This is a genomic window from Lachnobacterium bovis, assembly GCF_900111325.1.
Lineage (GTDB): Bacteria > Bacillota > Clostridia > Lachnospirales > Lachnospiraceae > Roseburia > Roseburia bovis_A.
Genome location: NZ_FOGW01000004.1, coordinates 159030 through 171044, shown reverse-complemented (window position 1 = coordinate 171044; position 12015 = coordinate 159030). Strand labels below are relative to the sequence as shown.

Here is a 12015-nt window from a genome sequence, read left to right as displayed (position 1 = left end):
TGGTTGGACATCATCCGATTTTTATTGTAATTTATTATATAGAAATAAAGGATTGGAGGAAAAGAATTAATGAATATTAGAGAAATCGCAGAATTAGCTGGTGTTTCTAGAGCAGCGGTTTCCCGTTATTTTAACGATGGATACTTATCAGATGAAAAAAAAGAAGCTATAAAAAGAGTTGTAGAAGAAACAGGATATAAGCCATTACTTCAAGCACAAACACTAAGAACTAAAAAAACAAAAATGATTGGTATCATAATGCCTAAATTAGCATCTTCAGCGTTAGGACATGTTATAAATGGTATTTTAAGTGTATTAAATGATAGCGGATATAAATGTATTTTAGCAGATACGCAAAATGAAGTTGAAAAAGAATTAGAATATTTAAAATCATTCGATCAAAATCAAGTAGATGGAGTAATATTTATTGCAACAATTGATACGCCAAAACATCATGAACTTATTAAAAAAATTGGTGTACCGGTAGTCGTTGTTGGGCAGGATTTTAGAGGCGTATGCAGTATTTATCATGATGATTTTAATGCAACTAAAGAATTAACTAATTTGATTTTATCAAAAGGTCGAAAAAACATAGCATATATTGGTGTAACGGAACGAGATATTTCAGCGGGAAAAAATAGACATGATGGATTTTGCCAGGCAATTAAGGAAAATAATAATGCTCATATGGAATATTATATTGGAGATTTTAGCCGAAAAGCTGGAGAAGAGGGGGCAAAGGCTCTTTTGGAAAAAAATCCTGATATTGATGCATTTATATGTGCGACAGATACAATTGCACTTGGAGTATACAAGTATATAAAAGATTGTAAAAAAATAATTCCAAATGATATTTTAGTTGCAGGGCATGGTGATTCTAATTTTTCGGATATGGTTAGCCCAGAGCTTACGACAGTTAGATATTTCTTTGAAGAAAGTGGAGTAAAGGCTGCTAAACAACTTTTATCACTAATGAGAAGAAAGGATAATGATAAGAGTAAGCTTTTAGAAATAAAAATGGGATATGAAATTGTTGAGAGAAATTCAACACAATGTGGCTAAACTAATTTATAAAATAACCTCATTTAACTATAATAAAATCTAAAAAACAAGGAGATTATTGTAGTAAATGGGGTTATTTTTTATCTGTACAAGGTTTAAAGTAAAGTATATAATGAATGTAGTGACTTGAAAGGAGAAGGTAATGGATAAATTAAAAAATGATTCTAATTCTAAAAAAGAAAATGAAGAAAATGTGACAGTGATGCAAGAAGTATGGTCGTGGATTAAAACAATAGCAATTGTAATATTCATTGTCGTATTTATTAATAAATTTATAATAATTAATGCAACTATCCCATCAGGTTCGATGGAAAATACAATAATGACAGACAGTCGATTAATAGGTTTTAGATTGTCGTATATTTTTTCAAAACCTAATAGAGGAGATATTGTTATTTTTAAATTTCCGGTAGATGAAAGTGAACTATATATCAAGAGAGTTATAGGACTTCCTGGAGAAAAAGTAACAATAAAAAAAGGAAATATATATATCAATGATTCCAAAAAACCTCTAAAAGAAACTTATTTAAAAGAAAAATGGACATATAAAAATGATAAAATCACATTTAAGGTTCCAAACGATTCATACTTGATGTTAGGTGATAATCGAAATGGGTCAAGTGATGCTAGAGAGTGGGCAGAAATCGCTTTTCGAGAGGGAAAGGCTAGAAATGAAAAGGAAGCTAAGAAATTTTCGTATGTTCATAAGGATAAAATTATAGGAAGAGCAATTGTAAAATATTACAAGGGATTTGAAAATTTATTGAATAAGTAGGTAAGATTTATGGAAACATCAAAACATCAATGTGACATCAAAACATATAAAGATGTTGTTAATAAAATAGAAAATAGTCGAAGATTTGGAAATGATTATGGTGTTACAATAACCAAAAAAGTATTAGAAAAGTTATCTAATCCACAAAAGAATTTAAAATTTATACATATTGCGGGAACAAACGGAAAAGGTTCAACAGCATCCGTAGTTTCAAATATTTTAATGGAAAGTGGGTTAAAGGTTGGACTTTTTACATCGCCACATTTAATCGATTTTGAGGAAAGAATAAGAATTAATGGTAAATATATTTCTAAAGAAGATGTGGCAAGACTAGGAAAATTGCTTATAGATACTGATTTTCAAGTAGGATTAACAATGTTTGATTATTGTCTTGTTATGGCAATTTTATATTTTAAAGAACAACAAGTTGATGTTGCAGTAATTGAAACAGGTTTAGGTGGAACCTACGATTCAACAAATGCCATTGGAACTCCACTTGTATGTGGTATAACAAAAATAGGTTATGATCATATGCAAATATTAGGAAATACTTTAGCTGAGATCGCATCCTCGAAAGCAGGAATATTTAAAGAGGATACGATTGTTGTTTCACAGATGCAAGAAAATGAAGCTTTAGAAGTTTTAAAAACAGCTGCAAAAGAGAAAAAAGTAAAAGAGTTTGATATAGTTAATAAGGTTGATATTGAAGAAATAAAAAATTATAAAAGAACAATGATAGGAGAATATCAGCTTGAAAATATTGCTACAGCTAAGAAGATATGTCAAAAGGTATTCGAGAGAATTGATTTTCCAGCAAAAGATAATATAAAAATAGATAATGCTATAAAGCGTGGTATTGCTAATGCAACTTGGGAAGGTAGAATGGAAATTTTACAAAAAGAACCATTCTTCATGATTGATGGTGCACATAATTCTAACGGAGTTGAAGCTTTATGTGATAGTTTAAGAAATTTATATCCGGGAGAAAAATTTCATTTTATAATGGGAGTTTTAGCTGACAAAGATTATGAAGAAATGGTTAAGCTTTTAGCGCCGCTAGCAATAGATTTTAAGACAATCACACCAGATAGTTCTAGGGCATTGCAGAATGAAAATTTAAAAAATTACATCAATGAATTAGGGATTAACGCATGCACGCTAAATGAAATTAGGGATATTAAAAATAATCTTTTAGATGATGCAAAAAATATTGCGTTAGGATCACTTTATTTTATAGGCGATATCAAAAAGCTATGGTAGATATTACATTTTGTTATATCATTTATAATATAATACTATAACAAAATATTCTAAAACGTGTAGACAAATATAAAATAAAGTAATAGAATAAATTTAAATTTAACTTAGAGTAGGAGGAATAGCTAATGGAAAAAAAGAATCTAGATTGGCAAAATCTTGGTTTTGGATACATGACAACAGAATATAGATATGTATCAAATTATAAAGATGGAAAATGGGATGATGGAAAAGTAACAACTGATGCAAATATTACACTTAATGAGTGTGCAGGAATTTTTCAATATGCTCAATGTTGTTTTGAAGGATTAAAAGCATATACAACAGAGGATGGCAAGATTGTATGCTTTAGACCAGATCTTAATGCAAAACGTATGGCTGACTCCGCAAGAAGACTTGAGATGCCAGTTTTTCCAGAAGATCGTTTTGTAAAAGCTGTTGAAGAAGTAGTAAAGGCAAATGAAGCATGGGTTCCACCATATGGTTCAGGCGCAACACTATATATTAGACCTTTCATGATAGCGACTAATCCAGTAATTGGTGTTAAACCTGCAGATGAATATCAATTCCGTATTTTTGTAACACCTGTAGGACCATATTTTAAAGGAGGAGCTAAACCAATCACTATTAAAGTCTCTGATTATGATAGAGCAGCTCCACATGGAACAGGTAATATTAAAGCTGGACTTAATTATGCAATGAGTTTATATCCAATTGTTAAGGCACATGAAGAAGGATTTGCAGAAAATCTTTATTTAGATCCTGCAACAAGAACAAAAGTAGAAGAAACAGGTGGAGCAAATATGATTTTCATCACAAAAGATGGAACTGTAGTTACACCTAAATCAGATAGTATTTTACCTTCAATTACAAGACGTTCAATTATGTACGTGTGTGAACATATTCTTGGAATGAAAGTTGAACATAGAGAAGTATACTTAAGTGAACTTAAAGATTTCGCAGAGTGCGGACTTTGTGGTACAGCAGCTGTAATATCTCCAGTAGGAAAGATTTATGATCATGGAGATGAAATTTGTTTCCCTTCAGGAATGGATGAAATGGGACCACAGATGAAGAAAATTTATGATACATTAACTGGTATTCAACAAGGAAAATTAGAAGCACCAGAAGGATGGATTAAAGTGATTTCAGAATAAAATAATTATAAAGAATAAGTTTTAATATAATATTTAGGATAGATTTTGAATTTGTTCGGAATCTATCCTATTTTTGTGCTATAATATATAAGCTATAAAAGAGAAATAAGTTTAATTATCAAGGAGCATGGAATGAATATTTTTGATATAATTGGACCTGTTATGGTTGGACCATCTAGCTCGCATACTGCAGGAGCAGTTAGAATTGGTCTTATTTCAAGAAGGTTATTTGGAAAAGAAATTAAAGAAGCAAAGATTTTCTTTTCAGGATCTTTCTTAGATACAGGAAAAGGACACGGAACAGATAAAGCCCTTTTAGCAGGTTTATTAGGTATGAAGGTTGATGATGAAAATATACCTAAGAGTTTTGAAATAGCTAAGGATAAGGGAGTTAAATTTTCCTTTTCGGGAATAGATTTAGGCGATGTTCATCCTAATACTGTTAAATTAGTATTGTCAGGTGATAAGGATGTTAAACCTTTAGAGATAATTGCATCTTCAATAGGTGGTGGTCGAATTCAAGTTAATGAATTAGACGGAATACAGGTTAATTTTTGTGGAGATTATCCTACACTTATTGTACATAATGTAGATAAACCAGGACATGTTACAGAAGTTACTTCGCTTTTGGCTCACGAAAATATTAATTTGGCGACAATGCAATTATATCGAAAAAGTAGAACCGGTGGAAATGCTGTAATGGTCATTGAATGTGATAGTGAGGTACCAGAACATATTATTTCGTATTTACGTTATATGAGTGGAATTTTAAGGGTAACTTACCTTAGTATGGAGGATTAATTTATATATGTTTGAATCAATTGCTAAGATAATAGAATGTGAAAAAAAAGATAATATTCCTTTTTGGGAATGTATCCAAAACGACGATTGTAAAGAAAATAATATGTCAAAAGAACAATCATTTGCTAAAATGGCTAACCTTTATAAAGTAATGAAAGAAGCTGACAAAAACTACAATGATAAATTGTTTTCACAAAGTGGTTTAGTTGGAACAGATGGCAAAAAATTAAAAGATGCATGTGAAAAAGGTGATTTAATCTGTGGAGATTTCATAGGAAAAGTCATGGAAAGAGCTGTTAAAATGGCAGAATCTAATGCATGTATGAAAAGAATAGTAGCCGCACCAACTGCCGGATCTTGTGGAGTAATTCCAGCTGTTTTTATTACAGCTCAGGAAAAGTTAGGTTATAGTGATGATGAGATGACTAAGGCTATGTATGTGGCGGCAGGAATTGGTGAAGTAATTGCAAGTCGAGCATTTTTAGCTGGTGCAGCTGGTGGATGTCAGGCAGAGATTGGATCGGCATCATCTATGGCAGCTGGTGCTTTATGTTACTTAAGAGGTGGAGATGGTAATATGATTGCACATGCCGCAGCACTTGCGATGAAGAGTCTTTTAGGTTTAGCATGTGATCCGGTTGCAGGTTTAGTAGAAGTTCCATGTGTAAAAAGAAATGTAATAGGTGCGGTTAATGCTATGACTGCATCAGATATGGCATTTGCAGGAATTGAGAGCAAAATTCCACCAGATGAAGTTTTCGATGCCATGAGAACAATTGGAAAGAGTCTTCCGGATGACATTAAAGAAACTGGTAAAGGTGGATTGGCAGCAACTCCAACAGGTGTAGCTATTAAAGAAAAGATTTCTTTTTAAGAAAATTATATTAAAAGGGGTTGAGTAGGTTGTGTTTATTAAAGATAATAGGGAAAGATTTTTAGAGTATAGAAATAATAAAAAATTAATAGGTTTAGTAACATTAGTGTTAGTGATATTGGTGATTGGTGGATTTTTGTTTTTTAAAATGTTCAATAAAAAGAATATTCCAGATAAAGTGATAGGCGATAGACCACCGATTCAAGTTGTATTACTTAATCCAAATCCATATTCGCGACCACAGATACCATTAAAAAAAGTAAATGGTATAGTGATTCATTACACAGCTAATCCTGGGACTTCGGCTATTAAAAACAGAGATTATTTTAATGGATTGCAATATTCTAAGAAAACAAAGGCAAGTTCACATTTTATTGTTGGATTAGAAGGAGAGATAGTGCAATGCATACCTTGCAAAGAAATATCGTATGCGTCTAATAGTCGTAATAAAGATACTATTTCAATAGAGTGTTGTATAGAAGATAATACGGGGAAATTTAACAAAAAAACATATAAATCAGTTGTACAACTCACTGCTTGGCTAGTGGGAAGATATAAATTGTCATGTGAGGATATAATAAGACATTATGATATTACAGGTAAAATTTGTCCAAAATATTTTGTCGAACATCCAAAAGCATGGGAAAAATTCAAAAATGACGTGCAAGAATATATAGACAAAAATGGTGTGAAAACAGCAGAGTAAATTGCCGATAGAAAGAGTAGTATAATGACATATCAAGCCATTGTTATGTGTTATGCCTAGCACGTAAAGAAAGGAGAGTCCATCTTAGCGTAAAGATGGCGTAGAATATTGGAGAATACATATAAGAAATTATTAGAAAAAGAAAATGTAAGAGAAAATCTTAGTTCATTAAGAAAATTTGTCAAAGAAGAAGAAAACAAAGAACATTTAAAAGAGTTAATAAATAATATAGAAGATATAACTCAATTTTTGAAAGATGAAGATCCTAAAAGTAGAAAAAATGCTGCATTATTATTAGGTGATTTAGAGCTTCAAGAAGCAAAAGATGCTATTTATGATGCGTATGTGAAAGAGCAGATTTTATTCGTAAAATCTCATTATTTAGTTGCACTAAATAAGTTAAATGTTGAAGATAAGATACCTGATCTTATTGATATTTTAGATGCAAAATTACATGAGCAGGTAGAACCTGAGAATGAAAAGCATATTAATAATGAGATTGCTGCTTTAAGAAAAATTATAATTAGATATCAAGGAATCACAAGACATAAATTTGTTGTAAAGGAAGATAAAACTAAAGTTGTTTTAACATGCAATCGTGGCGTTAGATCAATTCTAAAACAGACACTTGGAAATGTAAGAACAGGAATCCATCCTCTTGGAGTCTTAGCAGAAACTACAGATTTAGGTGAATTACTTGAAAATAGAACATATAGAGAAGTTTTATTCCCATTAGGATTAAAATCTTTATTACCAGAGGATCCAAAAGAAGCTGCTATAATGCTTTGGGAGTCTGGAATTTATGATTTTATTAATAAATATCATGAAGGACCAGAAGATTATTATTTTAGAGTAGAATTAAGAAATCAAATGAATGTTGACGAAAGAGGTCAATTCATTAGAAAATTTGGTACTGAACTAGAAAAATTATCAAAGAATAGATTAGTTAATTCTAGTAGTGATTATGAAATTGAAATTAGATTGATTGGAACTGCTGAAGGAAAATACTATCCATCATGTAAGTTCTATACACTTAAAGATAGAAGATTTGATTATAGAAAAAATTCTATTTCAACATCAATCCATCCTTCAACTGCAGCTTTAGTAATGAAGATTGCAGAAAGATATCTTAAAAATGAAGCACAAATTCTTGATCCATTCTGTGGAGTTGGAACAATGCTTATTGAAAGAACTAAAAATGTTTTTGCAAGAGAAATGTATGGTATAGATGTATATGGCCAGGCAATCGAATTTGCAAGAGAGAATGCATTTTTAGCAAAAGAGAGAATCAATTTTATTAATAGAAATTATTTTGATTTTAGACATGATTATTTATTTGATGAAATCATTACAAATATGCCAGCGAGAACACAACGCGTTACTAGACGTGATTTAGATTTCCTTTATGGTAAATTCCTTGAAAAATCAAGAGAAGTTCTTACAAGAAACGGTATAATTGTAATGTATACAAATGAGATTGGCTTATTAAAGAAACATCTTAGATTCCATAGAGAATATAGACTTTTACAGGATGTCCCTATGCAGGATAGATCAGATTATCATGTTGTAGTGTTAGCTGTAGTTATGTAATAAAATATATATGAAGTTATATTATAAAATATATATGAAGTTATATTATAAAATATATATGAAGTTATGTAATAAAATATATATGAAGTTATATTATAAAATATATAAAAATATATAAAAATATATAAGAAAAACTCCGTACTTGACATTTTAAATAATATTTAGTACGGAGTTTTTATTTTATATAAATAAACTTAAATTTTTATTATGACTTTAAAGAATTATCCTAAATAATTGTATAATTAAAAATTTATTTTATTTCTTTAAAACTTGTTTTAAAACTAGAGAAATGGCAGTAGCAAAAACTGTACAAACGCCTGCTTCAATAGCACCTTGAATACCAACGAATCCAATTACGAAAGCGAATGGATTAGCAAAATGACCAGCTTTTACAAAACCTTGAACATAGTTTGTATTGTAGTAAAAAATAACAAGTGAACTCATAAATAAAAGTGTATTAAGTAATGGACATGAAAGGCATGCTATAGCAACCTTTATGTTTTTATTAATTTTAAGTTTACAAAGTAGTCTAAAAATTAAGCCAGTAAATAGTCCAACAAGTGAGCGAGTTACAATTGTTGTTATAAAAAATCCAACAAAATTTAAATTTAATAATGCTGTTGAAAATGGGCTAGATCCCATTAATCCCATTGAAAAACTTGTAAGACCAAAAGTTAATCCGCAAAGAAATCCTGCAGTTGGTCCAATGATGATAGCAGCAATAGCTACAGGTACAGTTAAGAATGTAATTGATAGACCTGGTAGGTTAATGTAACCTAATGGTGTAAAGGCCATAACAACAATTATACCCATCATTAAAGCTGTTTGAACAAGTGTCAATACTTTCTTAGAATTTTCTTTTGGTTGATTCGCTATACGTGAACCATTTTGTAACATATTATCCATAAATTCCTCCCGTGTTAGCATTAAGCTAACTTATAAAACTAAAATTTGAGTGTTTAATTGTAAAATTTTTCCATTACGCAAAAAAAAATACAACGTACAAGGCATATATTAGCATAAAAAAAATGAATAAACAAGAGCTGAAATTGTTTAGCTTAAACAAAAAATACAAATGTACGAAAAAAACAAAAAAAATTATGTTATTTAATTTTGTAATGTGCTAAACTAAAGTGTAAATTAAATGATTTTTTAAAGGATAAGATACATGAAAAATTATAGATTCAAAATAAGATATGATGGTACAAAATACAATGGGTGGCAACACCAAAAAAATACGTTAAATACAATTCAAGGAAAATTAGAAACTCTATTGATGAGAATGACTAATAAAAATGAAGATGAGCCAATTACAGTAATAGGTGCAGGAAGAACTGATGCAGGGGTTTCTGCTATTTCTATGACGGCTAATGCTTATTTAGATACACAATTCTCTGAAAAACAAATTCAAGAATATATGAATAAATATTTACCAGAGGACATTTCTATTGATGATGTAAGTATTGTCAAAGATAGATTCCATAGTAGATTTAATGCAATTGGAAAAACTTATCGTTATACACTTTGGTGTGGTGAGACTAAACCTGTTTTTGATAGAAAATATTTATATGTAATAGATAAAATGCCTGATTTAGATAAGATGAATGAGGCAGCTAAATTACTTAAAGGAACTAATGATTATAAAAGCTTTTGCGGTAATAAAAAAATGAAAAAATCAACAATTAGAACCATTGATAAAATAGAAATTACCCAAAAAGATTCATATATATACATGACGTTTCACGGAGATGGTTTTTTACAAAATATGATAAGAATATTAGTAGGAACATTATTAGAAGTTGGCTGGGGAAGAATACAACCACAAGAGATTGAAGAAATATTAAAAGCAAAAGACAGACAAAAAGCTGGTTTTATGGCACCAGCGAATGGTTTGTGCTTGGTGGAGGTTGACTACTAATGAAAAATGAAAATGTTTATTGGTTAAAAAAAGGATTAAAAGATGCAATTCCAATTGGTTTGGGATATTTTGCAGTAGCATTTAGTCTAGGAGTAATGGCAAAAAATGCAAAGTTATCATTGTTAGAAGCTGGATTTATGTCGCTAGGAATGGTTGCATCAGCGGGTGAATTTGCAGCGTTACAGTTAATCATTTCAAAAGCGGGAATCGTAGAAATGATTTTGACAACGATAATTGTAAATTTAAGATATTTTTTGATGGGAGCATCCTTATCACAAAAGATATCAGAAAAAACAAAAATACGACATAGATTTTTTATGTCATATTGTATTACAGATGAAATATTTGGAATATCGAGTGCTATAGAGGGAAAGGTTAATCCGTTTTATACGTATGGTGCGGCCTTAATGTCAATTCCGGGTTGGACATTAGGAACGGTGTTAGGTTGTGTTTTTGTAGATATTGTTCCTCCACTAATAGTCACTTCTCTTACAGTAGCAATATATGGAATGTTTTTAGCAATAATAATTCCGGCTTCAAAGAAAAATATAAATATTGCTATATGTGTATTTTTTTCGATGATAATAAGTTTTCTTTCAGATTATATACCAATCGTTAATAAGATGTCACAGGGAACTAAAGTTATAGTTATAACAATTGTAATTGCGTCAGTAGCAGCTATGATTAGACCAATTGAAGAAGATGAAAAAGGAGAAGATGATGAGTAACGTTATTCCAATATTAATTATGATTGCAACAATTTATTCAGTTAGATGTGTACCGATGTTGATATTTAAACAAAATATACATAATAGATTTGTCAAATCGTTTTTGTATTATGTTCCATATGTAACACTTGCTGTTATGACTTTTCCGGCAATAATATATGCCACAAAAAACATATATGCTGGAATATTAGCTATGATAGTTGGAGTTATATTGAGTTATCTTACTGAAAATTTGTTTGTTGTTGCAACAATGTGTTGTGTAACAGTTTTTGCAGTAAATATATTGCCAAAATTGGCACAGCTTTTTTGATGAATATTAAACTATATTAGCACAAATGAATTTTTTTATGCTAATATAATACGTGAAGATTTTGAATAGTATTTTAAATTTCTATTTATTTTAAAAAATAGAACAAATAATATAGGTGAGGATAATGTGAATGTATAAAATAGCAGTATGTGATGATGAAGAACAATCGATAAAAGAAGCAATAACATTATTATCTGAATATAAAGAAGATAATCCAAATATGGATTGGGAAATAGATACTTTTAGTGCGTCTTTAGAGTTGCTTGATGCAATGGATAAGAAGGTATATGACATATATATTTTAGATATATACATAGATGAAATTAATGGAATAGAATTAGCTAAAATGATTCGTAAAAAAGATGAAAAAGGCGCAATTATTTTTGAAACTTCATCAGATGGTTTCTATAAAGAGGCATTTCGTTTAAAGGCTATACATTACTTAGAAAAACCTCTTTTAAAGGAAGAACTTTATGACGCGTTAGATCGCATTTTTGAATCAGATGAGTTACATTATTTGGTAATTAAAGAGTCAGGTGTTTTAGTTAAAATACCAGTTGATGATATTATGTATATCACATCAGAAGATCATTATAAGAGGATATTTGAAAAAAATGGTGAACATTTAATTCGTATTACTATGCAGGCCTTAACGGATAACATAAAAGAAGACTTCTTTTATATGCCAAATGGAAAAATGATAATTAATCTTAAATACATTTTAAAGATATCTAAAAAGGAAATCGTGATGGAAGATGGCAAAGTTTTTCCTATGCCTCGTGGAGCCTATAGGACGGTAGGAGAATTATTTGTTAAATATTCTATGTAGGTTGTTTT

At 30.0% G+C, this 12015-nt stretch carries 13 protein-coding genes; 12 read left to right on the top strand and 1 reads right to left on the bottom strand.

The features are described from left to right. The first annotated feature begins 69 nt into the window (after positions 1–69). From BMY79_RS00755 to BMY79_RS00720, 8 genes are all read left to right on the top strand, one after another. Entirely contained in the window at positions 70–1062 is a 993-nt protein-coding gene (locus tag BMY79_RS00755; RefSeq protein WP_074730291.1) for a LacI family DNA-binding transcriptional regulator, read from the top strand. Between the two features lie 142 nt (positions 1063–1204). After that, the gene (gene lepB, locus BMY79_RS00750; protein WP_074730290.1) at positions 1205–1837 is read left to right on the top strand and encodes a signal peptidase I; all 633 of its coding nucleotides are present in this window, start codon (positions 1205–1207) and stop codon (positions 1835–1837) included. 9 nt (positions 1838–1846) lie between these two features. Then, entirely contained in the window at positions 1847–3097 is a 1251-nt protein-coding gene (locus BMY79_RS00745) for a bifunctional folylpolyglutamate synthase/dihydrofolate synthase (RefSeq protein ID WP_074730289.1), read from the top strand. Between the two features lie 125 nt (positions 3098–3222). Further along, positions 3223–4251: a branched-chain amino acid aminotransferase gene (locus BMY79_RS00740; RefSeq protein ID WP_022749736.1), complete on the top strand. Its 1029-nt coding sequence runs from the start codon at positions 3223–3225 to the stop codon at positions 4249–4251. A gap of 132 nt (positions 4252–4383) precedes the next feature. Then, complete coding sequence (gene sdaAB / locus BMY79_RS00735) at positions 4384–5052, top strand: L-serine ammonia-lyase, iron-sulfur-dependent subunit beta (protein WP_027421860.1); 669 nt, start codon at positions 4384–4386, stop codon at positions 5050–5052. A gap of 7 nt (positions 5053–5059) precedes the next feature. Continuing rightward, complete coding sequence (gene sdaAA, locus BMY79_RS00730) at positions 5060–5926, top strand: L-serine ammonia-lyase, iron-sulfur-dependent, subunit alpha (RefSeq protein ID WP_022749733.1); 867 nt, start codon at positions 5060–5062, stop codon at positions 5924–5926. A gap of 31 nt (positions 5927–5957) precedes the next feature. After that, positions 5958–6632: a peptidoglycan recognition protein family protein gene (locus BMY79_RS00725; RefSeq protein ID WP_242941474.1), complete on the top strand. Its 675-nt coding sequence runs from the start codon at positions 5958–5960 to the stop codon at positions 6630–6632. 108 nt (positions 6633–6740) lie between these two features. Beyond that, a complete protein-coding gene (locus BMY79_RS00720; protein WP_083383421.1) occupies positions 6741–8222 on the top strand; it encodes a methyltransferase in 1482 nt (493 codons plus the stop codon). A 255-nt stretch (positions 8223–8477) separates the two neighbouring features. Here BMY79_RS00720 and BMY79_RS00715 read toward each other — a convergent pair whose 3' ends face one another. Then, a complete protein-coding gene (locus tag BMY79_RS00715; protein WP_022749730.1) occupies positions 8478–9128 on the bottom strand; it encodes an ECF transporter S component in 651 nt (216 codons plus the stop codon). A gap of 262 nt (positions 9129–9390) precedes the next feature. On the opposite strand from BMY79_RS00715, the gene truA reads away from it, so the two are divergent. The 4 genes from truA (at position 9391) to BMY79_RS00695 (ending at position 12007) form a co-directional block, all read left to right on the top strand. After that, on the top strand, positions 9391–10140 hold the full coding sequence (gene truA, locus BMY79_RS00710; protein WP_022749728.1) for a tRNA pseudouridine(38-40) synthase TruA: 750 nt from the start codon (positions 9391–9393) through the stop codon (positions 10138–10140). Continuing rightward, positions 10140–10868, top strand: a complete 729-nt coding sequence (locus tag BMY79_RS00705; RefSeq protein ID WP_022749727.1) for an AzlC family ABC transporter permease — start codon at positions 10140–10142, stop codon at positions 10866–10868. Before truA ends, BMY79_RS00705 begins: the two co-directional genes overlap by 1 nt. Next, the gene (locus BMY79_RS00700) at positions 10861–11178 is read left to right on the top strand and encodes an AzlD domain-containing protein (protein WP_022749726.1); all 318 of its coding nucleotides are present in this window, start codon (positions 10861–10863) and stop codon (positions 11176–11178) included. The genes BMY79_RS00705 and BMY79_RS00700 overlap by 8 nt, the downstream gene beginning before the upstream one ends. Before the next feature lie 130 nt (positions 11179–11308). Continuing rightward, a complete protein-coding gene (locus BMY79_RS00695; RefSeq protein WP_022749725.1) occupies positions 11309–12007 on the top strand; it encodes a LytR/AlgR family response regulator transcription factor in 699 nt (232 codons plus the stop codon). Positions 12008–12015 lie beyond the last annotated feature (8 nt).

What these genes read in the sequence shown, in the direction of transcription:
- sdaAA (WP_022749733.1), top strand. Translation starts at nt 5,060, where the DNA reads ATGTTTGAATCAATTGCTAAGATAATAGAATGTGAAAAAAAAGATAAT.
- truA (WP_022749728.1), top strand. Translation starts at nt 9,391, where the DNA reads ATGAAAAATTATAGATTCAAAATAAGATATGATGGTACAAAATACAAT.
- BMY79_RS00745 (WP_074730289.1), top strand. Translation starts at nt 1,847, where the DNA reads ATGGAAACATCAAAACATCAATGTGACATCAAAACATATAAAGATGTT.
- BMY79_RS00755 (WP_074730291.1), top strand. Translation starts at nt 70, where the DNA reads ATGAATATTAGAGAAATCGCAGAATTAGCTGGTGTTTCTAGAGCAGCG.
- BMY79_RS00695 (WP_022749725.1), top strand. Translation starts at nt 11,309, where the DNA reads ATGTATAAAATAGCAGTATGTGATGATGAAGAACAATCGATAAAAGAA.
- BMY79_RS00700 (WP_022749726.1), top strand. Translation starts at nt 10,861, where the DNA reads ATGAGTAACGTTATTCCAATATTAATTATGATTGCAACAATTTATTCA.
- lepB (WP_074730290.1), top strand. Translation starts at nt 1,205, where the DNA reads ATGGATAAATTAAAAAATGATTCTAATTCTAAAAAAGAAAATGAAGAA.
- BMY79_RS00705 (WP_022749727.1), top strand. Translation starts at nt 10,140, where the DNA reads ATGAAAAATGAAAATGTTTATTGGTTAAAAAAAGGATTAAAAGATGCA.
- BMY79_RS00740 (WP_022749736.1), top strand. Translation starts at nt 3,223, where the DNA reads ATGGAAAAAAAGAATCTAGATTGGCAAAATCTTGGTTTTGGATACATG.
- sdaAB (WP_027421860.1), top strand. Translation starts at nt 4,384, where the DNA reads ATGAATATTTTTGATATAATTGGACCTGTTATGGTTGGACCATCTAGC.
- BMY79_RS00715 (WP_022749730.1), bottom strand. Translation starts at nt 9,128, where the DNA reads ATGGATAATATGTTACAAAATGGTTCACGTATAGCGAATCAACCAAAA.